We start from the raw sequence: 23905 nt of genomic DNA, 5'->3' as shown, positions 1-23905 counted from the left end.
GATGAGCGACTACAGCCTTCAGCCGGTGCAAGTCGAGGACTTCGAGGCGATGCTGAGTTTGCGCATGGACGCCTTGCGCGAGAGTCTGGAGCGCCTGGGGCGCTTTGACTTGCAGCGCGGGCGCGAGCGCTTTCAGGCTGCATTCGCGCCCGAGTTCATGCGGCATATCTGCTGCGGTGCGGAGCGCATCGGCTTTGTCACGCTGAAGCCAGCGGGCACAAGCTTGTATCTGGAGCAGCTATACGTGAAGCCCGAACAGCAAGGCCAGCGAGTCGGGGCCTGGGTGATCAGCTGGGTCAAGGACCGGGCTCGGGCGGCCAGGCAAGACGTGACCCTGTCGGCCTTGAAGCTCAGCGACGCCAATCGTTTTTATTTGCGCCACGGCTTCAAGCAAGTCGCCGAGAGTGAGTTCGATATCGATTACCGTTGGACTCGCGAGGTCGCTGCATGAGCCTGGCTGCCGTTCTTTTGGCTGAGCCGAGCGCCGCTCAGCGCCGCGCGATCGCCAAGGCGATCACTCTCTTGGAGTCCACGCGGCCCGACCACCGACTGCAAGCCGACGCTTTGCTGACCGAGTTGCTGCCGCATACCGGCAAGTCCTTTCGCTTAGGCATCTCCGGCGTGCCCGGCGTCGGCAAGAGCACCTTCATTGAGGCGCTTGGCCTCTTCTTGATCGAGCGCGGCCACCGCGTTGCGGTGCTGGCGGTCGACCCGTCCAGCAGCATCTCGGGTGGCGCCATTCTGGGCGACAAGACGCGCATGGAACGCTTGTCCATGGATGAGCGCGCATACATCCGCCCCAGCCCCAGCAGCGGCACCTTGGGCGGGGTTGCAGACAAAACCCGCGAGGCGATGCTGGTCTGCGAGGCGGCCGGCTTCGATATCGTCATCATCGAGACTGTCGGCGTGGGCCAGAGCGAGACCGCGGTGGCCGGCATGACGGATATGTATGTGCTCTTGCAGCTGCCCAATGCCGGTGATGATTTGCAGGCGATCAAGAAAGGCGTGATGGAGCTGGCCGATCTGGTCGTCATCAACAAGGCCGACCTGGACTGGGCCGCCGCGACCCGCGCGCAGGCGCAAATTGGCTCCAGCCTGCGCAATTATGGCCATTCGGGGCGGCAGGCCAGCCATCCGCACGTGTTACAAGTTAGTGCTTTGAAGGCCACGGGGCTGGCTGAGTTTTGGGCGGCGGTGGATCTGTATCGCCAGGAGCAGGCTAGGAGCGGCGGGCTTGGAGCTAAGCGCCGAGCCCAAGCGCAGGATTGGATGTGGGAGCGCATCCACAGCGGCTTGCGCCAACAGTTCGCTGACGCGCCTGCCGTGCGAGAGTTGCTGCCCGAGATCACCGCGCAAGTTTTGCAAGGACAGTTGGCCGCTTCGACCGCTGCGAGGCAATTATTGAACCGATTTTTGGAGACGTTTAAACATGCATGACATCCAACAACGCCTGGAAGAAAAACGTGCCCAGGCTCGCCTCGGCGGCGGCGAGAAGCGCATCGCAGCGCAGCACGCCAAGGGCAAGCTGACCGCCCGCGAGCGCCTGGAGCTGCTGTTTGACGACGGAACTTTCGAGGAATGGGATATGTTTGTCGAACACCGCTGCGTGGACTTCGGCATGCAGGACAACAAGATTCCCGGTGACGGTGTGGTCACGGGTTACGGCATGATCAACGGCCGCCTGGCCTTCAGCTTCAGCCAGGACTTCACCGTGTTTGGCGGCGCCCTGAGCGAGTCGCATGCGGAGAAGATCTGCAAGGTGATGGATCAGGCGATGAAGGTCGGCGCGCCGGTGATCGGCCTCAACGACTCGGGCGGTGCGCGCATTCAGGAGGGCGTGGCATCGCTGGGCGGTTATGCCGATGTGTTCCAGAAGAATGTGCTGGCCAGCGGCGTGATCCCGCAGATCAGCATGATCATGGGGCCTTGCGCGGGTGGCGCGGTCTACTCGCCGGCGATGACGGACTTCATCTTCATGGTCAAGGATTCGAGCTATATGTTCGTCACCGGCCCCGAGGTGGTGAAGACGGTCACGCATGAGGAAGTGACGGCCGAGCAGCTGGGCGGTGCCGCCACGCACACATCAAAAAGCGGTGTGGCGGATTTGAGCTTCGAGAACGACGTCGAGGCGATCCTGATGCTGCGCCGCTTCTTCAATTACTTGCCGCTGAACAACCGCGAAAAGGCGCCGACGCGCCCCAGCGGTGACCCCGGCAACCGGCTTGATCATTCGCTCGACACCCTGGTGCCTGACAACGCCAACAAGCCCTATGACATGAAGGAGCTGATCCAGAAGGTGGTCGACGACGGCGACTTCTTCGAGCTGCAGCCCGAGTATGCAAAGAACATCCTGACCGGCTTTGCCCGCATGGAAGGGCAGACGGTAGGCATCGTTGCCAATCAGCCGCTGGTCTTGGCCGGTTGCCTGGACATCAAGAGTTCCATCAAGGCGGCGCGCTTTGTACGTTTTTGCGATGCCTTCAACATCCCGGTCATCACCTTTGTCGATGTGCCCGGCTTCATGCCCGGCACCTCGCAGGAATACGGCGGCATCATCAAGCATGGCGCCAAGCTGCTCTATGCCTATGCCGAATGCACGGTGCCCAAGGTGACGGTGATCACCCGCAAGGCCTACGGCGGCGCCTATGACGTGATGAGCTCCAAGCATCTGCGCGGCGACGTCAACTTCGCCTGGCCTAACGCCGAAATCGCGGTGATGGGCGCCAAGGGCGCGGTCGAGATCATCTTCCGTGAAGACAAGGGCGACCCGGAAAAGCTTGCTGCCAAAGAAGCCGAGTACAAGGCCCGATTTGCCAACCCCTTTGTCGCAGGTGCGCGCGGCTTCATCGACGACGTGATTCAGCCGCATGAAACCCGCAAGCGCATTTGCCGTTCGCTGGTGATGCTCAAAGATAAGAAGCTGGAGAACCCGTGGCGCAAGCACGGCAATATCCCGCTGTGAAAGCCTGGCTGCTGGCTTTGGCTGTGATCGCCGCACCTGCTTGGGCTCAGAAAAAGGCCGCTGAATGCGTGGCCGAGCATGAGTCGGCCGGCGAGCAGGGCAGGGCCGGCGCACCCGACCCGGATGCCGCTGACGCTCGGGGCAAGCAAGAAGCCAAGGCCGCGTTCGAGCGCTGTGCATTGCGGCACTACGGGCCGAGTAGCGAGCCGCGCGTCGAAGCTTGTGAAGCCGATTTGTTCAGCCTGCCGGTGATTTTGCTATTCCGAGTGGATGGGCAGTCACGTGTGGCGGCACTTGCTGATTTGAAGCGTGAAGACGCGCATGAAGACGGCCGGGCGAGAGCGATGTTGGAGTTTGCCTATCAGGGTCGCGGACCGGCCAAGGACCAGGGGCCTAACTGGATGGCCGAGCGTATCAGTGAATGGACTGATCGCTGCCTGTCAGGGCGGCTACGTTTTTCTCAGAATTGAAGCGGGAGTTCAAAATGTTTGACAAGATTTTGATTGCGAACAGAGGTGCTCGCGCCAACGGCGCGGTCGTGCCAGCGACAAATTGTATGGCGCGCGCAGCGCGCGCAGGCGAGTTCCCCGCGGAGACGAATCATGTTTAAAAAGATCCTCATTGCCAACCGCGGGGAAATCGCCTGCCGAGTCATCAAGACGGCCCGCAAGATGGGCATCAAGACGGTTGCGGTCTACTCGGAGGCCGACAAGGACGCGCTGCATGTCGAGCTGGCCGATGAGGCCGTGCTCTTGGGCCCAGCGCCCAGTCGCGAGTCCTATTTGGTGGCAGACAAGATCATTGCAGCCGCGCTGCAGACTGGCGCACAAGCGATTCACCCCGGCTACGGTTTCTTAAGCGAGAACGAAGACTTCGCCCGCCGGGTTGAAGAGGCCGGCATCGCTTTCATCGGCCCCAAGGCGCACTCGATCGCGGCGATGGGCGACAAGATTGCGTCCAAAAAGCTGGCCAATGCGGCGCAGGTCAACACCATTCCCGGCCACAACGAGCCGATTCTGTCGGCCGAAGAGGCGGTTACCATCGCGGCCGTCATTGGCTATCCGGTCATGATCAAGGCCAGCGCCGGCGGCGGTGGCAAGGGTCTCCGAGTTGCCTTCAACGACAAGGAATGCTTCGAGGGCTTCACCAGTTGCCGCAACGAGGCGCGTAACAGCTTCGGTGACGACCGCGTCTTCATGGAGAAATTCGTCGAGGAGCCGCGCCATATCGAGATCCAAGTCCTGGGCGATAGCCAGGGCCATGTGCTCTATCTGTGGGAGCGTGAATGCTCGATCCAGCGCCGCCACCAAAAGGTGATTGAAGAGGCGCCGTCGCCCTTCATCAGCGAGGCCACGCGCAAAGCCATGGGTGAGCAGGCGGTGGCCTTGGCAAAAGCAGTCAAGTACCAAAGCGCCGGCACGGTCGAGTTCGTCGTTGGCAAGGACCAGAGTTTCTACTTTCTGGAGATGAACACAAGGCTGCAGGTCGAACACCCTGTGACCGAATGCATCACCGGGCTGGACCTGGTCGAGCAGATGATTCGCGTCGCTGCCGGTGAGGCTCTGGCCTTCACGCAGGCCGATCTGAAGCGCGAAGGCTGGGCGATCGAATGCCGCATCAATGCCGAAGATCCCTTCCGCAACTTCCTGCCCTCGACCGGTCGCTTGGTTAAATATCAGCCGCCGATCGCGACGATGGAATCCGCCGACTCGGCGCGTTACGGTGTGCGCGTCGACACCGGCGTGACCGAGGGTGGCGAGATCCCGATGTTCTACGACTCGATGATCGCCAAGCTGATCGTGCACGGCAAAGACCGCGCCGAGGCCATCGCCAAGATGCGCGAGGCGCTGAATGGCTTTGTGATCCGCGGCATCTCCAGCAATATCCCTTTTCAGTCGGCGCTGCTAGCCCATGCCGACTTTCAGACCGGCAACTTCAACACCGGCTTCATCGCTCAACATTACGGCGGCGGCTTCCGCGCCGAAGATGTGCCGCATGAGGACCCGCTGTTCCTGGTCGCGTTGGCCGGTTTCATTCGCCGCAAGGCGCGCGAGCGCGAAGCTGGCATCACCGGCCAGCTGCCTGGCCATGAGGTGAAGATTGAGCATGACTATGTGGCCTTGGTTTCGGAAGGCACGGCCGGCGAGCAAACTCGCCACGAGCTGCATATCTCCGAATTCGTCGGCCATCTGGGTGAGGCCTTGGTACGGGTCGGCGAGCAGAGTTTCCGCATTGTCTGCAACTCTCGCTTGAATGATATTCGGCTCACGGGCACGGTCAACGGTGAACCCTTCGTGGCGCAGGCTGAGCGTGGTGCACCCCGCCAGCCCTTGGCCTACCGCTTGCAGCACAACGGTTATGCGATCGTTGTCAATGTCTTGTCGCCGCGTGCGGCCGAATTGCAGGCCTTGATGCCCTTCAAGGCGGCGCCCGACACCAGTAAATTCCTGCTGTCTCCGATGCCGGGTTTGCTGGTGCAGATCGCGGCCGAGCCGGGGCAAGTCGTGCAAGCCGGCGAGCGCTTGGCGGTGATCGAGGCGATGAAGATGGAGAACATCCTCCTAGCCACCCAAGACGTCAAGATCGCCGAGGTGTTGGCCAAGGTCGGCGAGAGCCTGGCGGTGGATCAGCTGATTTTGAGGTTCGAATGATGATGGCTGATAGCGCCAAGCCCTACCGCATTCTGGGCATCCAGCAAATCGCCATCGGCGGGCCCGACAAGCAGGCACTGCGCCGGCTTTGGGTCGACGTGTTGGGCCTGACGGTGACCGGCAACTTTGTCTCCGAGCGCGAGAACGTCGATGAAGACATCTGCGCCATCGGCAGCGGCCCGCACAAGATCGAAGTCGATTTGATGCAGCCGTTGGACCCGGACAAAAAACCAGCCGTTCACACCACGCCGCTCAACCATGTGGGCCTATGGGTCGACGATCTGCCTATGGCCGTTGAGTGGATGACGGCTAACGGGGTGCGCTTCGCCCCCGGCGGCATCCGCAAGGGCGCGGCCGGTTTCGACATTTGCTTCATCCACCCTAAGAGCAATGACGAGTTCCCAATTGGCGGCGAGGGCGTGCTGATCGAGTTGGTGCAAGCGCCGGCCGATGTGATCGTAGCGCTGGCCGGAGCAGACGGAAATTGAATCAGGCACCCAGCCATGCTGAATTAGCCGCCTTTTTGGCTGCGAACTTTCCGCAGACCAAATGCACGGTCGAGACCGTTTCATCAGCAGGTACGGCCACCGTCCGCCACCCCGTCGGCAGCGCTGAATTGCGCCCCGGGGGTACGGTATCGGGCCCGGTGCTGATGACGGTGGCAGACGTGGCCTTGTATGTCGCCTTGTTGGGGCAAATCGGCATCAAACCGCTGGCCGTCACCACCAGCCTCAATATCAATTTCTTGCGTAAACCGGCCGCTGACAAAGACATCATTGGGGTCTGCCGGATGAAGAAGGTTGGCCGTACTCTGGCGGTCGGCGAAGTGGATTTGTTCTCCGAAGGCGAGACCGTGCCGGTCGCGCATGCGGTGGGAACTTATTCAATTCCGCAGCGCTGAGCCGCAGGTGAGCTGTGGTTGATCGACGCTCCGTTGAAGAGCTTCATGAGCTGCTAGTCGCTTACAAAAACTCTTGCCTGATATCGACCGAGGATTCGACGCCGACCTTGGCCCCCTGTTCATCCAGCCAAGCCAAGGCCTGCTGCCGACCGGCGTCGCGCAGCTCGGTCAGAAAGGGCCAGGCGGTGTCGATCTTGCTCTCCACCGCTTGAGACGCCATCAATTCGTCGCAGCGTATCGAATGGATGCGCATGCGGCGTGCGTCCTCGGGTTTGAGCTTGCCACGGTCGATCAGGCTGGTAACGAAGGCGATCGCGCGCATCTCGCGCATCAGCGAGGAATTAAAGCTGATCTCATTGACCCGGTTGGCAATCTCGGCCGAGCTGCGCGGCACGCCCCGGCGCAAGATGGGGTTAACATGGACGATCAAGACATCGGCCGCCACGCTCTCATAAATCAGCGGAAAGATCGCCGGGTTGCCCATATAGCCGCCGTCCCAGAAATGCTCGCCGCCAATCTCCACGGCCTGGAACAGGGTCGGCAAGCACGCACTGGCTAACACTGCGTCCAAGCTGATCTCGGCGCCGCTGAAAACGCGGATCTTGCCGGTCTCGACATTGGTTGCGCTCAGGAATAGCTTGATGGGAGAGGCCTGCTGCAAGGCCTCGAAGTCGACTTGGGCCTGCACAATCTGCCGCAAGGGGTTCAAGTTCAGCGGGTTGAGCTGATAGGGCGAAAACATCTGCAACATCGCGGTGGCCCAAAGATGCGGGGGCGACCATTCCAGCTTGGCCGAATGCTGCACCCCTTGCATGAAGGCGTCCAACCAGGGCGGCTGCAGGTGCTTGATCCGTCCGGCGTCTGCGACCGCACGCCACAGTTCTGTCAAAGCCTGGCGCGCCCCATCGACACCGCCTCTACGCAGTCCATCCGCCAGGGCCACCGCATTCAAGCTGCCCGCACTGGTGGCGCTGATCGCCTCAAGTTGCAGGCGACCATCTTCCAGCAAAGCATCCAGCACGCCCCAGGTGAAGGCGCCGTGCGAGCCGCCGCCTTGCAGCGCCAGGTTGATTGGCCTGGACAAAATGGCAGGGGGCCGGGCGCTCTTCTTGAAAGCAGCGTTGCGTGGTGGGGTCATGGTTGAGGACTCCATCGCCTGAGTTGGAAGGCGTTTGATCCCAGTATGCACTTGTCGGGGGGCTTTCGGGGTATGTCGTTGACCTTGGGCGTTACGTTCTTGTCGTTAAGATGGCACGGCTTAAGGCCGCTAGTTTCAAGCCTTTTAAACCATCCGACGAGTGATCAGAGCAGCGCCTCCGCTATGCCCGCAACCGCAAATGCCGCCCCGAAATTTGACCCGCGAGCCTGGGTGACGCCGGATGATTTGAACGTCGCGCCGGCCTTGCTCGGGCTGCCGCTGGCCAAGCCGCGTCAGCGCCTGTTTGCCATGGCTGCGGACATGGCCTTGCTCGCCATGGCCAACAAGCTGGGGAATTTTTGGTTGCTGCTGGCGGCCGGCTTGGCGCTCTGGCTGTGGGTGCGTCGGTATAGACCGGAAGTGTTTGGCCGGTCGCGTTGGTTTGGCCGCAAGACAGCGCAGCAAGCGAGCCCCTGGGCCTGGGCCCTGGTGGCCGTGTTTGCTGTGGGTGGGCTGGTGCAGGCTTGGCAAAGCGCGGGCCAGCTGGAAGAGCCGCAAGACGGGACAGTGCACAGTCTGAGCGCGGCTGCCTCTGGACTGCAAGACTTGGACGAGGCGGGGCCGAGCGCTCAACAGGATGCCAAGCAGCATGCAAAGCTGGAGGCCCTGAAAAAAGCGCAGGCCGAGCGCATCGAGCGCTTGGAAGCTCAGCTCGAACGTGCCCGTGCGCCGGCCTTTTATGCGGTGCAGGACGAACTCAACTACTGGGCCGACAAGATTGGCCTGAGTTATTTTTGGGCGGCGGTGTATTTCACCTTGCTGCCGATTGTCTGGCCGGGTCAGACCCCGGGTAAGCGGATCATGGGCTTGCAAGTGATTGAGTTGACGGGCAAGCATCTCACGCCCTTGATCCTGTTCAAGCGCTTCGGCGGCTATGCGGCGGGCCTGGCCACCGGCGGCACCGGCTTTGTGCAGCTGATTTGGGACAGCAACCGCCAGGCGATTCAAGACAAGACAGCCCACACGGTGGTGATCAATGCGCGCAGTTCGGCGCGGCTCAATGAGTTGCTTCCCTGACCGTTGGCCGTGGCCCTGAGCCCTGAGCCCTGAGCCCCGAGCCCTGAGGGCTTGCAGCCAGCCTTTGGCGAGCTCAGTCCAACTCCCCCAGCCCGCTGATGCGAAAGCGGTTTTTGCCGCCATGCTTGGCTTCATACATGGCTTCATCGGCCTGTTGCAGCAGTTGCGCCGCATCCAATTCGGTCGCTTGCGGGTAGTAGGCCACACCCAGGCTGGCCGAAATTTGCAGTTTCTTGCCTGCGCCTGGGCAGTCGATCGGCAAGGCCGCCGCCGTCAACAGGCGCGCCAGCAAGGCTTGGCAGTCATCGCGGGAAGCCAGATCAACCAGCAAGACGATGAACTCGTCGCCGCCCAGGCGGGCGAGGGTGTCACCTTCACGCAAAACCTGTTTGATATTCTTTGCAATACCTATGAGCAAGGTGTCGCCTACGGCATGCCCGTAGCGGTCATTGACGGCCTTGAAACCGTCCAAATCCAAGTAGACGAGGGCCAACATGTCCTTGCGCCGCCGGCTTTGCAGCATCGCGTGCTGCAGCCTGTCATTGAGCAAAAGCCGGTTGGGCAAGCCCGTCAAGGCATCGTGGTAGGCGATGTTTTCCAGCTGCGATTCATATTCTTTGATTGCCGTGACGTCGGAGAACAGGGTCACGTATTGCTTGACCTGACCCTGCTCGTCGTGCACGGCGCTGATGGTCTGCATCTGGGCATAGAGTTCACCGTTCTTGCGGCGGTTCCAGAGCTCGCCGGTCCACATGCCCTGGCTGAGCAGAGTGTTCCAGAACTCGGCGAAAAACGCCCGGTCATGGCGACCCGAGCCGAGCAGGCGCGGGTTTTGGCCCAGCACCTCGGCCCGGCTGTAGCCGGTGATCAGGCAGAAGGTTTCATTGACGTCAATGATGCTGCCGTCCGGGTCGGTGATCATGATGCCTTCGAGCGCATGGGAGAAGACGCTGGCTGCGAGCTGGAGCTGCGCCTCGGCCTGCTTGCGCACCGCCACCTCGCGCCGCAGCTCGCTCACCAGATCGACCGCCATCGCATCGAAATTGGCCGACAACTCGCCGAATTCGTCCGGCGTGCGGGTGGCGCTGCGCTGCGTCAGATCGCCTTGCGAAATAGCAGCGACCGCTTGGTTCAGATGTTGCAGGGGCTTGAGAATCCGCCGGTGTAGCAGCAGTGCCAGCCAGGCCCAGATCAGCAGCATCATCAGCGGGATCGCAATCGCCATGTGGCGCGTGCTTTGTTCGAGTTGGCGCCGCTTCTGGTCGGCTTCCAGACCCTGGCGCTGCAAGGACTCGGTAAAAATTTGAGAGTTCAGCAAGAGCTGATTCAGCAGCAAGTTGTTGCGGCGCTGTTGCAGTTCATGCGTTGTGCCGTCTTGCTGGGCGCCAGCAGGCGGCTCGCTGGCGTCCAGCAGCTGGGCAAAGATCGAACCCAAGAGTTCGGCGCTGGCCAGTGACTCATGCGGCGGCTGCTCCGCTTTCAAGGCCTTGAGAACCTGGGCATGCAAGCTGCGCCATTGCTGGGCCGAGCGGGCTTCGCCGTGCAGTGCGTATTCCTGCGCCAGGACCAGCAGGCCGGACACTTGTTGGGCCATCTTGCGGGCCTGCTGCTCGGCGCGCGCCAGCTCTGCGCTCTCGCTGGCCAGCTGCCCCATGGCAAGGCCCAGCGCCAGGGTCAAAGCCAAGGCGCCGCCCATGAATACAAACAGCAGGCTGCGGACGCGCATCGCTTCAGTCGATCAAGGTGACGCTGGCCGGCAGCACCCGGCGCAGCGGCTTGGCGTAGATCAGATCAAGATAATTGGGCGTGGGGTCAAGGGGCTTGACGTCCTTGAGGTGGCCGCCCTGGCGGGCCCAACGAGCTTCGGCCTCCAAGCTGGACAGCAGCGATTGATCAAGTGCCAGCCGGTAGTGATTGATGGGCCAGATCCAATCGATGAAAGCCTGGTCCAGCTTGAGCCGCTCGCGCAACAAAGCCTGGGCCTGATCAGGCTTGCGCTCGATATGGCGTTGCGCGCGCTCAAGGGCTGCCAACACCTTTTGCAACTCTTCGTCGCGCGGGCCCAGCAGGGCCTTGGCGCCAAGCAGATTGAAACTCAGCCGGTAGCTGCCGGGTGTGGGCAAGATTTCGCTGCCCGGCACCGACTGCAAAATCTTGAAGGGCAGGGGCTCCCAGATCGCCACTGCATCAAGCTCGCCGCTCTTAAGCAGATCGGCCATCGCCTCGGGCTGCAAGGGGATGATGTGCACGCTTTTGGGGTCTACGCCGCTGGCCAGCAAGGTGGTGTCCAGCATGTAGTGGCTGGCCGTGCCTATGACGGTGCCCACGCGCTTGCCGCTCAGCTCGCGAACTTGTTTGATGCCCGTCTGGGGGCGCAGCACCAGCTTGCTGTCGCTGCTGCTGCTGACGAAGCTGGCCAGTAGCGAGAACGAAGGCTCTTTGAAGCTGCTGAACATCATCACCACGTCCGAGGCGGTAGCCAGATCGGCCTTGCCCTCCTGCAGCAATTGCATCGCACGGTGCCCGCCCACCACTTCTTGCAAGCGCAGTTGCAGCCCGGCCTCGGCGAAATAGCCCTGCTGCTCGGCCACAAAAATCGGCAGCGACAGGGGCGTCATCGATACCGCCAAGCGCAAGGGCTCGGCTGCGCTGGCCGGACCCTGAACCGATAGGCAAAGTAGACAAGCCATGCTCAGCCAAGCCCGGCGGATGAGACTTTTGGCTCGGCGCCCCGAGGCGCTTCTGAGGTCGGCATCCCAGCGTGTCATAACTCCCACCTTGCAGGGCCTGTGTGAGCCCATTCTGGCATGATGCGCAGCTATCGCCGCCCTCGCAATAGGGGGTAACCTATTTAGGAGCCAGGTGTTGCCAGCTTGCTGCGCACCAGCTCCACATGCTGGCGCAAGGTGTAGACGCGGTCGCTGAAGTCGAGCGGGAAGCGGGTGTTGCGGATGTCTTGCTCGATGCGAATCAGGCGCTGCTGCGCCTGCGCGCTCTCGGTGCTGCTCAGCTGCCGCGTCAGCAGTTCTTGCTCGAGGAACTTCAGCTCACCGTAGTGCCGGTACAGACGCCGGCTTTGGCGCCAGGTACGCAGCCAAGGCAGTAGGCGCACAAGCGGCAGCATCAGCGCCAACAAGGGCAGCATAAGCAAGGCCATGCGTTGGACCAGGTTGGCCAGCCAAAAGGGCAGATAGGTCTGCAAAAATGGTCGCCCGTTCTTAAAGTAACGCGTCGACTCATCGGCCAAGGGGAAGTCTGTGCCTTGGGCGCTGGGGAATTCCCCAGCGCGGCTCAGCAAATTTGGCATGCGGTGCACCTGACGCGCCGCCTCCAGCAGCAGATAAGCCAAGGCCGGGTGCAAATCCTCTTGCACGACCAAATTGGTGGTGGTGGACAGCAAGCGGATGTCTTCGCTCGGGCGGTCCAGCTGCGGGCTGACCGAGCCGCGTTTGAGCGTGACGGTCTGGAAGTAAGGCAGTCGCCGCGCCAGACCTTCGGCCTGCGCCAACGAGGCCAGACGCAGGCCATCGGTGTTCAGCAGTTTTTGGGCGGCTGGCGCGTTCACCGAGGCGACCAAGATGAAGGCATCGATTTCCTTGTCGATCAACTTCTGGGCGGCTGCCAAGCCTCCGATGGTGAGCAACTCGGTGCCTGCCAATGGCGCCAACTGCTCTCCCAGCAAGCCGTAGTTGCCCAGCAACTCCAGCGCAATGGTCTGATTGCCGCTGCCGGCGACCCCCACCGCAACCCGCCGGCCTTTCAGTGCGCCCAAGCCCGGCGATAGATTCAACTCCCGCGAGAAGATCCAGACGGCTTCATGTCCGGTGGTGGCCAGCGAGCGCAGGGGCGTGGCTTGCGCCGCGCCCTCATCCTGGGCATCAAAATTTGCGGCCCGCGTATGCGCGGCGCTGGCCAGCGGCCCCAGGCCGCCTTGCACAAAGCCGACATCGACCCGGCCTTCATTGAGCTTGGTCAAGTTCTCTACCGAGCCGCTGGAGGTCTGCAAGATCAGATTGATGCCGTGCTGCTTGAGCAAGGCCTGGTACTTGAGGCCGAACTGGTGATATGCGCCGTCTTCGACACCGGTGGCCATCTGCAGCGATTTCGGCGGTGTCGGGCTCATTTTCTTGGCCATCAGCCAAAAAACACTGAAAGCGGCCACGCTCAGGGCGATCCAAAAAAATATCCAACCATATTGCTGGCTGCGCGGCGTCTGTAGTCTATGCATCTTGGGGCTAGTTGTACGTTGGGAGCGTCTTAGTCGCGCTGATATTCGGGCAGCGGGGCGCCGCAATGGCGGCAAAAATGTGAGTCGGCCTGCAGCCCTTCGCGCAGGCATTCATGGCAGGTGCGGGTGGTGGGGGCGGGAGTTTCGCTGATGCGCTGCGCTGCCATTTCGGCCGTCATGATGCCGGTGGGCACGGCGAGCACGCCCCAGCCCAAGAGCATCATCACCGATGCAATCGCACGGCCTAGGTCGGTCTTGGGGGTGATGTCGCCAAAGCCCACGGTGGTGACGGTGGAGATCGCCCAGTACACGCTGACTGGGATGCTGGTGTAGCCGTTTTCGGGGCCTTCCACCACATACATGATGGTGCCCATGATCAACACAATCATCAGCACCGCCGACAAGAAGACCAAGATCTTGCTCGCACTTGCCCGCAAGGCTCGGCCCAGGCCGAGGTAGGCGGTCACATAGTTGTTGAGTTTGAGTATCCTGAATACCCGCAGCAAGCGCAGCACCCGGATGTCAACCAAGGCATACAGCTCGGGGAAGAAAAAGGCCAAGTAGATGGGCAACACCGCCAACAAATCGACAATGCCAAAAAAACTGCTCGCGTAGCGTAGCGGCCGGCGCACGCAGGCCAGGCGCAGCACATACTCGAGCGTGAACAAGGCCGTGAAAGCGTACTCGGCCCAACTCAGCCAGGCCGCATGTTGGAGCCGGAAACTGGCCACGCTCTCCAGCATCACCAGCAACAAGCTCAAGAGCACGGCCACCATCAGACTCAAGTCAAAGAGGCGGCCGGCCCTGGTATCGGCTTCAAAAATAATCGTGTAGGCCCGCAGACGCCAGCCTTGCAGGGGGCGTCCAAAATCGGCCGGGGGCGCCATCGCGCCAGGAGCCGCTTGCTTTGTCGTCGTTGTCGAGGGCGGTGAAATCATGGGGCGAAGCGTAACCGAGCCAAGGCCAAGTTTTGGGCTCACATTTGGTGCAGGGCGGCCAAAAAAACAGCGCCTTGGGATCAACGGCGGTTTTGTGGGGATCAGGGTCGTGGCGTCGGTGCCGCGCCAGCAGTAGGATCAAAGCGGGTCGCTGCCGACTCGAAAATTTCTGCCCACCTTTGAGCCAAGGAGCCGCCATGAAGTCCTGCAGCCGCGCTCTTATCACTTTCACATTGAGTTTTTCCTTGCTTGGCTGTGCCAGCGTAGCGCCGCTGCAGCCACCGCCACCAAAGTTGTTTCACGACGCCTTGTTCAAGCCCACCGAACAGGACATCAACGCCGAGCGGGTGTTTGCCTTCAGCCCGGCGATGCAGGAGTATCTGGATTTCGGCATGCGCACGCAGTTGCGCAGCAAGGGTAGCCGCCAAGGCCTGCTTGACGCGCTCTACAACCGCAGCTCATTGCAACTGGAATATGACTCGGGCGATACCCGCGACGCTGCCCAAGCGTTTTCCGACAGAAAAGGCAATTGCCTGTCGCTGGTCATCATGACGGCGGCATTTGCCAAGCAGCTCGGCCTGCCGGTGCGCTATCAAAGCGTCTATGTAGATGAGATTTGGAGCCGCAGCGGGGATTTGTATTTTCTCAGCGGCCATGTGAATTTAAGCCTTGGGCGCAGCTTGGCGGAGGGCCGTGAGCGAGTCGACGATGGCAGCATGTTGACCGTGGACTTTGTGCGCCACCCGCCTGGCAGCCGGCAGCGCATGCAGGTAATCGAGGAGCACACCATCGTGGCCATGTTCATGAACAACCGCGCCGCCGAGAACCTGCAGGCCGGTCAGATTGACGCCGCCTATTGGTGGGTGCGGGCGGCGCTGAATGCCGATCCCAAAATGCTGGCGGCCTACAACACGCTGGGCGTCGTCTATCGCCGTCATGGCGATTTGGCGCTGGCCGAAGCGCCGCTGCGCCATGTGCTGGCTCAAGAGCCGGCCAATACACAGGCCATGTCCAACCTGAGCCTGCTGCTGGGCGACCTTGGCCGGCATGAAGAAGCGGCTCAATGGGCGCAAACATTGGCACAGTTGCAGCCCTATCCCCCATACAAGTTCTTTGATTTGGGACTGGCCGCGATGCGGGCGGGCGACTACAAAAAAGCCCGGGACTTGTTTGGCAAAGAGATTGAGCGCTCGGCCTATTTCCATGAATTCCACTTCTGGATGGCCTTGGCCAACTATGGGCTGGGGGATATCGCCGCAGCGCGGCAAGAGCTGGGCCTGGCGGTGGAAAACAGTACGACGCCGCAGGACCGGCAGCTCTACACCAGCAAGCTTGATTTGCTCAAACCGCGCCGCCAGGTCTTCTCTCTGCTGCAGTGAGGCTATAGCGGAGCAAGCCCGTGCCTGGCGCGAGCGCGGGCGCAAGCCTCGTCGCCAATCCCCAGCGGCGCGCGCAGGCCGAACTCGCGGCAAGGGGCAGGGCGCCATTCATAAATGCCGCAACCGGCCTGCTGGCCAACCGTTCCGACCAAGGCGGCGCAGCGCGGCGCCGCATGATCGGTGCCGCGCATCCTGCACAGTCGCGCATTCAATTCAACCGTGAGGCCGTCTGGCACGCAGCCGCCCTCGCTTTGCAACTCTTCCACGGCAAAGTCGACGCGAAAGCTGGCGCAGCAAGCACCGCAGCTGAGGCAGGGGTTGCTGCTGAGACTGAGGGCGGGGACGAGGCTCAAGCGGGCACCTGACTGAAGCTTCAGCTTGCGCCCGCAGCTTCACGCACCACGGTCACGCTGCATGGAGCCTGTGTCACCACCTGGGCCGAGACGCTGCCTAGGTAGCGCCGCAGTGCTGAGGCACGGCGGGCGCCCATGACGATGTGGTCGCAACCGCTTTTGGCCGCAAACTCGAGGATGGCAGCGGCGGCATCGGGCGCTTCCAGGACATGAAAGGTCAGCCGTCCATCGCCTAACTCCAAGGCCCGGCTGATCGGTCGTGCCCAATGCTTTAGCCCGATCAGCTGCTTGACATGCACGCTCTTGCCTTCCTTGTCGGTCAACTCATCCATGCCGATGCGCTGTGTCTTCATCACGCTGACGCAGGCCAGTCGTGCGCCCGGCTCGGCTTGTACGATGCGGCGCACGGTTTCGCCGAGCTTTTCCAGCAGGGCGGGTGTGGCGTGTTGAATATCGACGGCAGCCATGATGATGGGGCTGCGGGCCAGATGCGCGGCCACGCTGACTTGGGCCGAGGGCTCGGCGCCGAGGGCAAAAAACCAGCGCTTCAAGCGCTTCAATATGCCGCTGCTGCTGATCTTCTCGCTGCGCTTGGTCAGCGGCACGCCCTCGGGGTGCTGTAAATCGAGCGCCAACTGCGCCGCGCTTTGGTAGCGGCGCTCGGCCTTGACCTCCAGACAATGCAGCACGATTTCTTGAAACCAGGGCGGCAATTCGGGGTCGATGGCTCGCGGCGGCACCGGCTCGACATACAAGCGCCGGCGCAGGCCGCGCACCGAGGAAGGCTGGCCGAAAGGCCGCTCGCCGGTGGCCAGGTGATACAGCATCACGCCCAGCGCGAACAGGTCGCTGCGCGGGTCGTTGCGCACAAATTGCACCTGCTCCGGCGACATATAGGGCCCGGTGCCCATGGGCAGCGAGAACTCTTCTTCCAGCAAGTCGGGTAGATGATCGTGACGTGACAGGCCAAAGTCCACCAGCACAGCCGCCCCATCGGGCCTGAACATGATGTTGCTCGGTTTGATGTCCAGGTGCACGACATGCTGCAGGTGCAGGTCTTGCAGCGCCAAGGCGACCTTGATGCCGATGTCTATGACTTCGTCCAAGGGCAGCGGAGCCGCATCAAAACGCGGCCGCAAGGAGGCACCGTCAATGCGCTCCATCACGATATAGGCCTGACGGGTCCAGTCGCCGCGCGCGATGAACTTCGGCACATGCGGGCCCTTCAAGGCAGGCATCAGCATCTGCTCGGTTTCGAAGCCGACGATCGTTGCCGGGTCTTCACCGCCCTTGATGCGAGGGACTTTCATGATCAGCGGGAAGTCTTCGCCCGCCAGCGGCGTGACCCGCGTCACGCTCCACAAATTGGCCATACCGCCTTGATGCAGGCGCTCATTCAGCAAGAAGCCGTCCAGCACCAGACCGGGCTCCAGCACGCTGATCGGCGGCAGCGGCGGGAACTGGGAAGGGGCAGCGCCGAAACTGGATTCTTTGGCGGTATTGGGCATGCTATTGACCCGTTAGCAGACGTTCGGCCAAGCGCTCCGGCAGGCCGGCGGCGCGGATGCTGGCGGCGGCGCCTTCGACGTCATAAGGCACACGCTGGAAATTCAAGTTGCCGCTTACAGCGTCAAAAATTGCGTAGCAAGCAGCCGGATTGCCGTCCCGGGGCTGGCCACAAGAGCCAGGGATCACCAACCATTGGCGGTTCGGCAAGAGCGGAATGGTCACGCCGGGGGTCGGTGTGAACTCGCCCGCCTTGCCGGTACCGGACAGGTGGTAAAGCATGGGCTCGTGCATATGGCCGCAAAAGGTAAACCGGCAGCTTGTTGCATGCAGGCTGCGCATCGCCTCCAGGCGCCCCTGCACATAGGCCCAGCCGCCTGGGTCGAAGCCGTTGGCGTGGACGAAGAGGCGATCCTCGACAGTGATGCTCAGCGGCAACTGCGCCAGAAAGGCCAGTTGTTCGGCGCTCAGGCGTGCGTGCGTCCAGACCACGGCCGCCTGCGCTTCGTCCCGCATGGTCGGGGCCTCGCCCTTGGCAACGGCCGCGTCATGGTTACCCAAGACCGCGACGGCGCCGCGTGCGACGAGTTCCCGCACCTTGTCGAGCACCCAGCCGGGGTCGCCGCCGTAGCCCACAAAGTCGCCGAGAAGGGCGTAATCCGTAACGCCCTGCGTCTGCGCATGCTCGAGCACGGCGGAGAAGGCTTGGGCGTTGGCGTGTATATCGGTGATGAGAGCAATTTTCATGGCAAACGCAGCATGCCATGGCTAGCTGACGGCTACGGTACAGCGTTTAAGAATCAGGCTTGAGCGGAGCAGCAGCTACGCCGCTGCTCCGCTCGCTTGCGCGTGTAGGCGCCGGGCTATTTACTCACCGCACAGCAAACGCATGCGACGCTCGGCCAGCGTGAAGGCTTCGTCGGTTTCGGCTCTGAGCAGCATTTCCTTGGCCTGATCGCAAGCGCTAGCTGATTCAACCGCGGCAGGCGTCACGGTTACTGGCGTCACAGGTTGTGCGGCTTCGCGCGCAGGATGAGGCGCTGGCGCCACAGTGCGGGCAGGTGGCGGGTTGCAGCGGGCATCGTCCACCAAGCGGATATTGCTGAACTGGCCTTGCTCGATGGCGACACAGTCGCCGACCCGCTTGCCGACCTGGTCTGAAACAATACGTACGGTGCTGGTTCCGCCGATCAGTACCGTGTATTCAAACGCCTGCGTGCGGCCGGCCAAATTGCCAATGCCTCGGCCGGCAGCGGCACCACCGACCGTACGAAGCGCTCGGTTGCTACCCGACTGGCCGCTGCCGCTGGCCAGACCGACACCACCACCGACAAGAGTGCCGACGGTTTGTGCCGAGCCACTGTTAACTTGGGTGGCGGTCACGTTGGTGATGCGACCGTACTGAACGCGTGACTGCGCTTCAACGGCGCTGTGGCTGAATGCGAGGGCAAGCAAAACTGCCGCTGTCGAGCTGTAAGCGATTCGTGTCATCGGTGAACTCCAAAAAGGTCAAGGTAGTAACGATTTAACTTAACGCAAAGCAAGCGAATAGGATTTGCGCCGGCCTTGGGCGGCAATCAGTATACGAGCCGAGTTCTGGCCGCGAAGTTGTTTTTCGCGGTCTAGATGCGAGCCGGTGTAGGCCCGCCAATGATTTAGCATTCAGCGCAGTTTTCCCACTACTTGAGGAGTTGGCCTATGCGCGCTATTACCCGTGGTTCTGTGTTGCCCAAGCTGCTTAGAACGATAGCCCTGGGCTGGGTAGCGGCCAGTTGGTCCGTGCAAGCCGCGCCTGCGCAAGGCGGGCTCTACATCGCCGGCGCCGGCTTCAGCTTCACAACGGCGGCCAAACGCGCGATGTCTCAAAATCCGGGTGGGCGGCGCTTTTTCCTGCTGTCCTTGCCGCCAGAGACGGCTGCACTGGGGCAGGGCGCGCAGGCGGCCTTGAGCAATGTGCGCCAGCGGGTGGTGGCGGCCAATGGTGTGCTGCTGGTTTGCCAGCGGGACGTCGAGCAGGGTCGAATCAATTTGGCCGACATGGTGCCGGGGGTGGTTGCCGTTAGGGGTTGGCCTGCGGCGGGCAGCAATGAGCTGCAGCATGGCCAGCGCTACTTTGCGGACGAAGTTTCGGCCAATTTACCGGCCGACAATGTCGCGCTGCGCCAGTTGCGCTCGACTTGTTCTTGAGCACAGGCGCCGCACCTTAAAATTAGACCCACTACAAGCCGGGCGCAGGCCATGAGCTTGCCCCATCCGCCCCATCCGCCATTTGCGCCGCCGTCGGTGCCAGGAAATTTCATATGTATTCAGCCGTCATCAGCGCTACCGGCCTGTATCAGCCCCCGCACATCATCAGCAATGCCGAACTGGTTGAGGCCTTCAATGCTTATGCCGATCTGCAAAACGCCCAGCATGCCGACGCGATCAATGCCGGTGAGCGGGTGGCTTTGACGCATTCCAGCGTCGAGTTCATCGAAAAGGCTTCCGGCATCAAGCAGCGTTATGTGATCGAGAAAGCCGGCGTGCTGGACCCGACCCGCATGTACCCGCGCTTCACCGAACGGCCCGACGACGAGTTGTCGCTGATGGCTGAAATCGGTGTGGACGCGTGCAAGAAGGCCTTGGCTGCGGCGGGCCGGCAGGCCAGCGACGTCGACGCGATCTTTTGTGCCAGCGCCAATATGCAACGCGCCTACCCGGCGATGGCGGTCGAAATCCAGGCCGCCTTGGGCGCCGGAGGCTATGGCTTTGATATGAATGTGGCCTGCTCCTCGGCCACTTTTGCGCTCGAACAGGCGGTCAACGCGGTGCGCTCGGGTGCGAGCAAATGCGTGCTGGTGGTCAACCCCGAAATCACATCCGCGCATCTCGAATGGCGCGACCGTGACTGTCATTTCATCTTCGGCGATGTCTGCACCGCGATTCTGATTGAGCGGGCCGATCTGGCCAGTTCGGCCGACCAATGGGAGATTGTCAGCACCAAGCTGGCAACGCAGTTCTCCAACAATATCCGCAACAATTTCGGGTTCATGAACCGGGCCGAAGACAGCGACCCGCTGGCGCGTGACAAGACCTTCCGGCAAGAGGGACGCAAGGTCTTCAAGGAAGTGGTGCCGATTGCCGCCGCGCATATCGAAGCCCATCTGGCCAGCGTCTCAGCGGTGCCCGCCGACGTCAGGCGTTACTGGTTGCATCAGGCCAATTTGGGCATGAATCAGCTGGTGATCAAAAAGCTGATCGGTGAAACAGGCGCCACGGCGGGCTCGGATGTAGCGCCGCTGATCCTGGATACCTATGCCAACACGGCTTCGGCCGGCTCCATCATCGCTTTTCATGAGCACCGAGCCGACTTGAAGACCGGTGACCTCGGGGTGATCTGCTCCTTCGGCGCTGGCTACTCGGTCGGCAGTGTGGTGGTGCGAAAGCGTTAAAAACAGCTCATGGGCTGAATGGCGCTGAAGCCGCTGAAGCTACAGCCGGGATGGTGGGTAACACAGGCTCCAGCCCCAGGGTTTTGATGCCGGCCTCGCCGGCAAATTCATCAAAACTCCAGTCGCCATTGCTGTAAACAAGGCCGTCGACCGGGGCGATTTCGCGCACCGCTTGGTTCTTCAGGGCAATAGCCATGTATTCGATCCAGACCGGCAGCGCCAAGCCGCCGCCGGTTTCGCGCTCGCCCAGGCCGCGCGGCTGGTCATAGCCAATCCACACCACGGCCGCCAGCCCGGGTTGGAAGCCCGCGAACCAGGCATCGACCGCCTCATTGGTGGTGCCGGTCTTGCCATAGAGGTCGGGGCGGCGCAACTGCGCTTGCGCCCGTGCGGCGGTGCCGCTACGCGCGACTTCTTGCAGCAAGCTGCTGGTCAAAAACGCATTGCGCTCGGAGATGGCGCGGGTTTCCTCGCTCAGAGGCACTTCTGTGGCCTGAAACAGCAGCTTGCCCCTGCTGTCGGTGATCTTGTGGATCAAGACCGGCGCCAATTTATGTCCGCCGTTGGCAAACACCGCATAAGCACTGGCCATCTGCATCGGTGTCACGCTGCCCGAGCCTAGCGCCAGGGTCAGGTTGTCGGGCTGGCGCTCCGGGTCCAGGCCAAAGCGGGCCGCCCATTCGCGGGCCTTGGCCGGGCCGACGAGTTCCATCAAACGGATGGTGACCATGTTTTTGGATCTGGCCAGGGCTTGGCGCACCGTCATCAAACCATCAAAAGTGCCGTCGTAATTCTTCGGCGCCCAGTCGCCGAAGACGAGCGGCGAGTCATTGACGATGGTGGCCGGTGTGACGCCTTGCTCGAATGCGGCCGAGTAGACAAAAGGCTTGAAGCTCGAGCCCGGTTGGCGCCAGGCTTGCGTTGCATGGTTGAACTGGTTCTTGGCGAAGTCAAAGCCGCCAACCAGCGCATGCAAGCGCCCGGTCGCGGGCTCCAGCGACACAAACGCGCCCTCGGCCTCAGGCGACTGAACGATGGTCCATGGCCCCTTGGGCTCGGCCTTGGTCGGCGGGCCGCGCAACACGCGGACGATGGCTCCTGGACGAATCTTCAAACCCTCTTTGGCTTTGTCGGAGAGCGCGGCCTGCAGGCCCCGCAAGCCATCCCCTGTCACGATCAGGTCTTCGCCGCTTTGCAGACTGGCCGCTACCCGGCCAGCGCCGACTGCAGTGACCACAGCTGCTCGTAATTCGTCGTTATCCGGGTGTTCGGCCAGTGCCTGCGCGATGGCGGCATCTTGCTTGTCGGCCTCCTTGGGCAGCAGCACAAACCCTTCCGGCCCACGGTAGGGCTTGCGTCGTTCCAGATCCAAGAGGCTGCGGCGCAGCGCCCGGTAGGCGACAGCCTGCTCGGTTGAAATCAGCGTTGTGTAGACCTTCAAGCCCAGGGTGTAGGCCTCGTCGCCATATTGGGCGTGCACGGCCTGACGGGCCATTTCAGCGGCAGCTTCGGCATGCAGGCGCGGGTCTTGGGCGCTGCGAATATGCAGGGTCTCGGCCTTGGCGGCCTGGGCTTGCTCTGGGCTGATGACGCCGAGTTCTTGCATGCGCGTCAGGACCACATGCTGACGTCGGCGGGCGCGTTCGAAGTTGACGATGGGGTTGGCATAGGCCGGGTTCGGCGGCAAGCCCGCCAGCATCGCGGTTTCTGCGAGCGACAAGGCCTTCAAGGGCTTGCCGAAATAGGCTGCTGAGGCGGCCTCGAAGCCGTAGGCCCGCTGACCCAGATAGATCTGATTCATATAGATCTCAAGGATCTGGTGCTTGCTGAGCTGGCTTTCCATCTTCAGCGCCAGCAAGACCTCGACGAATTTGCGGGAGTAGATCTTCTTCTTGGTTAAATAAAAGGTACGCGCCAACTGCTGGGTGATGGTGGAGCCGCCCTGGCTGCGTGGCTGCAAGGTATTGGCCAACACGGCGCGCGCAATGCCGGTGTAGTACAGGCCGCCATGCTCGTAAAACTTGTGATCCTCGACCGCCAGCAGCGCGTCTTGCATCAGTTGGGGGATTTGATCAAGAGTCTGAAAGTCACGCCGTTCGGCCCCGAACTCTCCGATCTGGATGCCGTCGGCGGTGAATACCCGCAGTGGCTGTTTGGGTTGGTAGTCCGTCAGCTCTGCAATGTCGGGCAGGGTGGGGTAGACCAAGACGGCGGCCACCCCCAGCAGCATCAGTGCTAGAGCCAAGGCCGCAGCCGCATAAATCAGCAATTTCTTCAAGGACTGTGCGCGCTGTTCAAGCGTCGGCAAACAAGAAGCGCTGATTATGGCGGCCACTGACGGCTGCTTGAGCTGTCGTTTGAGATGAAGTGACAGAGCGAAGCTGGATTGCGGACTTGTCGCGCGCGGCAAACCTGTTTAGGCAATTGAAAAAGCCCTGAAGCGCTAAGTCGTTGATTTGACTAGCATTTCAGGGCTTTTAATCCACTGGCGGGAGGGCGGGATTCGAAACACATCTGCTATTCCCCATGGATAGGCGTAACTGCAATTTATATGAATTTCGTTACCCGTAGTGTTACCCTCACTTCGCATTGGGGTTGGTGCGCAAGTTGACTGTTTACCCTATCCGTTGATTTAAGCGCAGCCCTGCGCCTATTCTCCGTTGTCATGTTCCTTACCTTGATCAAGCCGGTTGCTCGACGTTAGCGGTACGAGCAGGTAGATGCTTGAGGGCGCGCATATAAATCCATATGCGGCTGTAAAAATCTGCTACTATCCGCGCTGAGTCATTACGTCTTGTGTTTTGGCTGCGATAGCCGCCCAATCTAGGGCGGCTTTTTTGTTTCCGACCGCCCTTGCGCACGCAACGGCGGTATTTTTTTGTCCTAAAGGAGTTGCATGTCGAATTTATATACACACCCGGTCCGGCTGTTGGGCATCGGGACAATTATTGAGCGCGCAGGTCATGGCCGAGCTAAGCACTATGCCGACGTGAGTAAAGGCCTCATGCCACCACCTGTGCGTCGGGGTACACGCTGTTCGCGCTGGGTTGAATCCGAGGTCGATGCAGTCTTGCGGGCTCGTATCTCGGGTGCTGATGACGTGGAGGTGAAGCGCCTTGTCGTGGAGCTTGTCGCGGGCCGCAAGGAGCTGCATTGATGAAGATTGCGCCACACCAGGCCGCACCAATCTGCAAGGGGCTGAGTCGAAAGACCAGCCCCTTTTGCATTCTTGGTCACGATTCATTGACTCGTGCCGTCAAGGTGACTCGAGGCATGTATCAAGGCCGTGCCGGGGTTGACAGCTTGATGGCCGCGCTAAAGAACGTGTTTCTGCGCGTCTG

At 61.5% G+C, this 23905-nt stretch carries 21 protein-coding genes; 11 read left to right on the top strand and 10 right to left on the bottom strand.

Going from position 1 to position 23905, the window contains the following annotated elements; translation table 11 throughout:
- Position 1 precedes the first annotated feature (1 nt).
- The 7 genes from LNV08_RS18805 (at position 2) to LNV08_RS18775 (ending at position 6514) form a co-directional block, all read left to right on the top strand.
- Positions 2-451, top strand: a complete 450-nt coding sequence (locus tag LNV08_RS18805; protein ID WP_263535276.1) for a GNAT family N-acetyltransferase — start codon at positions 2-4, stop codon at positions 449-451.
- Positions 448-1437: a methylmalonyl Co-A mutase-associated GTPase MeaB gene (meaB, locus tag LNV08_RS18800; protein ID WP_263535275.1), complete on the top strand. Its 990-nt coding sequence runs from the start codon at positions 448-450 to the stop codon at positions 1435-1437. Before LNV08_RS18805 ends, meaB begins: the two co-directional genes overlap by 4 nt.
- Positions 1430-2962, top strand: coding sequence for an acyl-CoA carboxylase subunit beta (locus LNV08_RS18795; RefSeq protein WP_263535274.1), 1533 nt, complete (start codon positions 1430-1432; stop codon positions 2960-2962). The genes meaB and LNV08_RS18795 overlap by 8 nt, the downstream gene beginning before the upstream one ends.
- A complete protein-coding gene (locus tag LNV08_RS18790) occupies positions 2959-3432 on the top strand; it encodes a hypothetical protein (RefSeq protein WP_263535273.1) in 474 nt (157 codons plus the stop codon). The genes LNV08_RS18795 and LNV08_RS18790 overlap by 4 nt, the downstream gene beginning before the upstream one ends.
- A gap of 132 nt (positions 3433-3564) precedes the next feature.
- Positions 3565-5613, top strand: coding sequence for an acetyl/propionyl/methylcrotonyl-CoA carboxylase subunit alpha (locus tag LNV08_RS18785; protein ID WP_263535272.1), 2049 nt, complete (start codon positions 3565-3567; stop codon positions 5611-5613).
- Positions 5614-5615: 2 nt separating this feature from the next.
- Positions 5616-6101 (top strand): VOC family protein, encoded by a 486-nt coding sequence (locus tag LNV08_RS18780; protein WP_263535342.1) that lies wholly within the window; start codon positions 5616-5618, stop codon positions 6099-6101.
- Positions 6098-6514 (top strand): PaaI family thioesterase, encoded by a 417-nt coding sequence (locus LNV08_RS18775; RefSeq protein ID WP_263535271.1) that lies wholly within the window; start codon positions 6098-6100, stop codon positions 6512-6514. Before LNV08_RS18780 ends, LNV08_RS18775 begins: the two co-directional genes overlap by 4 nt.
- A 61-nt stretch (positions 6515-6575) precedes the next feature.
- On the opposite strand, the gene LNV08_RS18770 is transcribed toward LNV08_RS18775, so the two are convergent.
- The gene (locus LNV08_RS18770) at positions 6576-7652 is read right to left on the bottom strand and encodes a patatin-like phospholipase family protein (RefSeq protein WP_263535270.1); all 1077 of its coding nucleotides are present in this window, start codon (positions 7650-7652) and stop codon (positions 6576-6578) included.
- A 183-nt stretch (positions 7653-7835) separates the two neighbouring features.
- On the opposite strand from LNV08_RS18770, the gene LNV08_RS18765 reads away from it, so the two are divergent.
- The gene (locus tag LNV08_RS18765; protein WP_263535269.1) at positions 7836-8729 is read left to right on the top strand and encodes an RDD family protein; all 894 of its coding nucleotides are present in this window, start codon (positions 7836-7838) and stop codon (positions 8727-8729) included.
- 73 nt (positions 8730-8802) lie between these two features.
- Here the strand turns inward: LNV08_RS18765 and LNV08_RS18760 are convergent, their stop codons facing one another.
- From LNV08_RS18760 to LNV08_RS18745, 4 genes are all read right to left on the bottom strand, one after another.
- Positions 8803-10455 (bottom strand): diguanylate cyclase domain-containing protein, encoded by a 1653-nt coding sequence (locus LNV08_RS18760; protein ID WP_263535268.1) that lies wholly within the window; start codon positions 10453-10455, stop codon positions 8803-8805.
- Positions 10456-10459: 4 nt separating this feature from the next.
- Positions 10460-11419: an ABC transporter substrate-binding protein gene (locus LNV08_RS18755; protein WP_263535267.1), complete on the bottom strand. Its 960-nt coding sequence runs from the start codon at positions 11417-11419 to the stop codon at positions 10460-10462.
- A gap of 161 nt (positions 11420-11580) precedes the next feature.
- The gene (locus tag LNV08_RS18750) at positions 11581-12957 is read right to left on the bottom strand and encodes a TAXI family TRAP transporter solute-binding subunit (protein ID WP_263535266.1); all 1377 of its coding nucleotides are present in this window, start codon (positions 12955-12957) and stop codon (positions 11581-11583) included.
- 29 nt (positions 12958-12986) lie between these two features.
- Positions 12987-13895: an ion transporter gene (locus tag LNV08_RS18745; RefSeq protein ID WP_414858766.1), complete on the bottom strand. Its 909-nt coding sequence runs from the start codon at positions 13893-13895 to the stop codon at positions 12987-12989.
- A gap of 197 nt (positions 13896-14092) precedes the next feature.
- Here LNV08_RS18745 and LNV08_RS18740 point away from each other — a divergent pair, with 197 nt between their 5' ends.
- Complete coding sequence (locus tag LNV08_RS18740) at positions 14093-15274, top strand: tetratricopeptide repeat protein (RefSeq protein ID WP_263535265.1); 1182 nt, start codon at positions 14093-14095, stop codon at positions 15272-15274.
- A 2-nt stretch (positions 15275-15276) separates the two neighbouring features.
- Here the strand turns inward: LNV08_RS18740 and LNV08_RS18735 are convergent, their stop codons facing one another.
- The 4 genes from LNV08_RS18735 to LNV08_RS18720 all read right to left on the bottom strand — a co-directional run bounded on the left by LNV08_RS18735 (position 15277) and on the right by LNV08_RS18720 (position 18624).
- Positions 15277-15627, bottom strand: a complete 351-nt coding sequence (locus LNV08_RS18735) for a YkgJ family cysteine cluster protein (RefSeq protein WP_263535264.1) — start codon at positions 15625-15627, stop codon at positions 15277-15279.
- A gap of 20 nt (positions 15628-15647) precedes the next feature.
- A complete protein-coding gene (locus tag LNV08_RS18730) occupies positions 15648-17135 on the bottom strand; it encodes a bifunctional serine/threonine-protein kinase/universal stress protein (protein WP_263535263.1) in 1488 nt (495 codons plus the stop codon).
- A 1-nt stretch (position 17136) separates the two neighbouring features.
- Positions 17137-17880, bottom strand: coding sequence for a metallophosphoesterase family protein (locus LNV08_RS18725; protein WP_263535262.1), 744 nt, complete (start codon positions 17878-17880; stop codon positions 17137-17139).
- Between the two features lie 120 nt (positions 17881-18000).
- Entirely contained in the window at positions 18001-18624 is a 624-nt protein-coding gene (locus tag LNV08_RS18720; protein ID WP_263535261.1) for a hypothetical protein, read from the bottom strand.
- A gap of 207 nt (positions 18625-18831) precedes the next feature.
- Here LNV08_RS18720 and LNV08_RS18715 point away from each other — a divergent pair, with 207 nt between their 5' ends.
- Entirely contained in the window at positions 18832-19320 is a 489-nt protein-coding gene (locus tag LNV08_RS18715) for a hypothetical protein (protein ID WP_263535260.1), read from the top strand.
- A gap of 113 nt (positions 19321-19433) precedes the next feature.
- A complete protein-coding gene (locus LNV08_RS18710) occupies positions 19434-20564 on the top strand; it encodes a beta-ketoacyl-ACP synthase III (RefSeq protein WP_263535259.1) in 1131 nt (376 codons plus the stop codon).
- A 7-nt stretch (positions 20565-20571) separates the two neighbouring features.
- On the opposite strand, the gene LNV08_RS18705 is transcribed toward LNV08_RS18710, so the two are convergent.
- On the bottom strand, positions 20572-22899 hold the full coding sequence (locus tag LNV08_RS18705; RefSeq protein ID WP_263535258.1) for a penicillin-binding protein 1A: 2328 nt from the start codon (positions 22897-22899) through the stop codon (positions 20572-20574).
- Positions 22900-23905: the final 1006 nt, after the last annotated feature.

The sequence above is a fragment of the Paucibacter sp. TC2R-5 genome (assembly GCF_025717605.1).
Classification (GTDB): Bacteria; Pseudomonadota; Gammaproteobacteria; order Burkholderiales; family Burkholderiaceae_C; genus Paucibacter_A; species Paucibacter_A albus.
This window is presented reverse-complemented; position numbering and strand designations above follow the sequence as displayed.

Excerpts from the sequence above, each read along its gene's own strand:
- LNV08_RS18805 (WP_263535276.1), top strand. The coding sequence starts at position 2 with ATGAGCGACTACAGCCTTCAGCCGGTGCAAGTCGAGGACTTCGAGGCG.
- meaB (WP_263535275.1), top strand. The coding sequence starts at position 448 with ATGAGCCTGGCTGCCGTTCTTTTGGCTGAGCCGAGCGCCGCTCAGCGC.
- LNV08_RS18795 (WP_263535274.1), top strand. The coding sequence starts at position 1,430 with ATGCATGACATCCAACAACGCCTGGAAGAAAAACGTGCCCAGGCTCGC.
- LNV08_RS18785 (WP_263535272.1), top strand. The coding sequence starts at position 3,565 with ATGTTTAAAAAGATCCTCATTGCCAACCGCGGGGAAATCGCCTGCCGA.
- LNV08_RS18780 (WP_263535342.1), top strand. The coding sequence starts at position 5,616 with ATGGCTGATAGCGCCAAGCCCTACCGCATTCTGGGCATCCAGCAAATC.
- LNV08_RS18770 (WP_263535270.1), bottom strand. The coding sequence starts at position 7,652 with ATGACCCCACCACGCAACGCTGCTTTCAAGAAGAGCGCCCGGCCCCCT.
- LNV08_RS18765 (WP_263535269.1), top strand. The coding sequence starts at position 7,836 with ATGCCCGCAACCGCAAATGCCGCCCCGAAATTTGACCCGCGAGCCTGG.
- LNV08_RS18760 (WP_263535268.1), bottom strand. The coding sequence starts at position 10,455 with ATGCGCGTCCGCAGCCTGCTGTTTGTATTCATGGGCGGCGCCTTGGCT.
- LNV08_RS18755 (WP_263535267.1), bottom strand. The coding sequence starts at position 11,419 with ATGGCTTGTCTACTTTGCCTATCGGTTCAGGGTCCGGCCAGCGCAGCC.
- LNV08_RS18750 (WP_263535266.1), bottom strand. The coding sequence starts at position 12,957 with ATGCATAGACTACAGACGCCGCGCAGCCAGCAATATGGTTGGATATTT.
- LNV08_RS18745 (WP_414858766.1), bottom strand. The coding sequence starts at position 13,895 with ATGATTTCACCGCCCTCGACAACGACGACAAAGCAAGCGGCTCCTGGC.
- LNV08_RS18740 (WP_263535265.1), top strand. The coding sequence starts at position 14,093 with ATGAAGTCCTGCAGCCGCGCTCTTATCACTTTCACATTGAGTTTTTCC.
- LNV08_RS18730 (WP_263535263.1), bottom strand. The coding sequence starts at position 17,135 with ATGCCCAATACCGCCAAAGAATCCAGTTTCGGCGCTGCCCCTTCCCAG.
- LNV08_RS18725 (WP_263535262.1), bottom strand. The coding sequence starts at position 17,880 with ATGAAAATTGCTCTCATCACCGATATACACGCCAACGCCCAAGCCTTC.
- LNV08_RS18720 (WP_263535261.1), bottom strand. The coding sequence starts at position 18,624 with ATGACACGAATCGCTTACAGCTCGACAGCGGCAGTTTTGCTTGCCCTC.
- LNV08_RS18715 (WP_263535260.1), top strand. The coding sequence starts at position 18,832 with ATGCGCGCTATTACCCGTGGTTCTGTGTTGCCCAAGCTGCTTAGAACG.
- LNV08_RS18710 (WP_263535259.1), top strand. The coding sequence starts at position 19,434 with ATGTATTCAGCCGTCATCAGCGCTACCGGCCTGTATCAGCCCCCGCAC.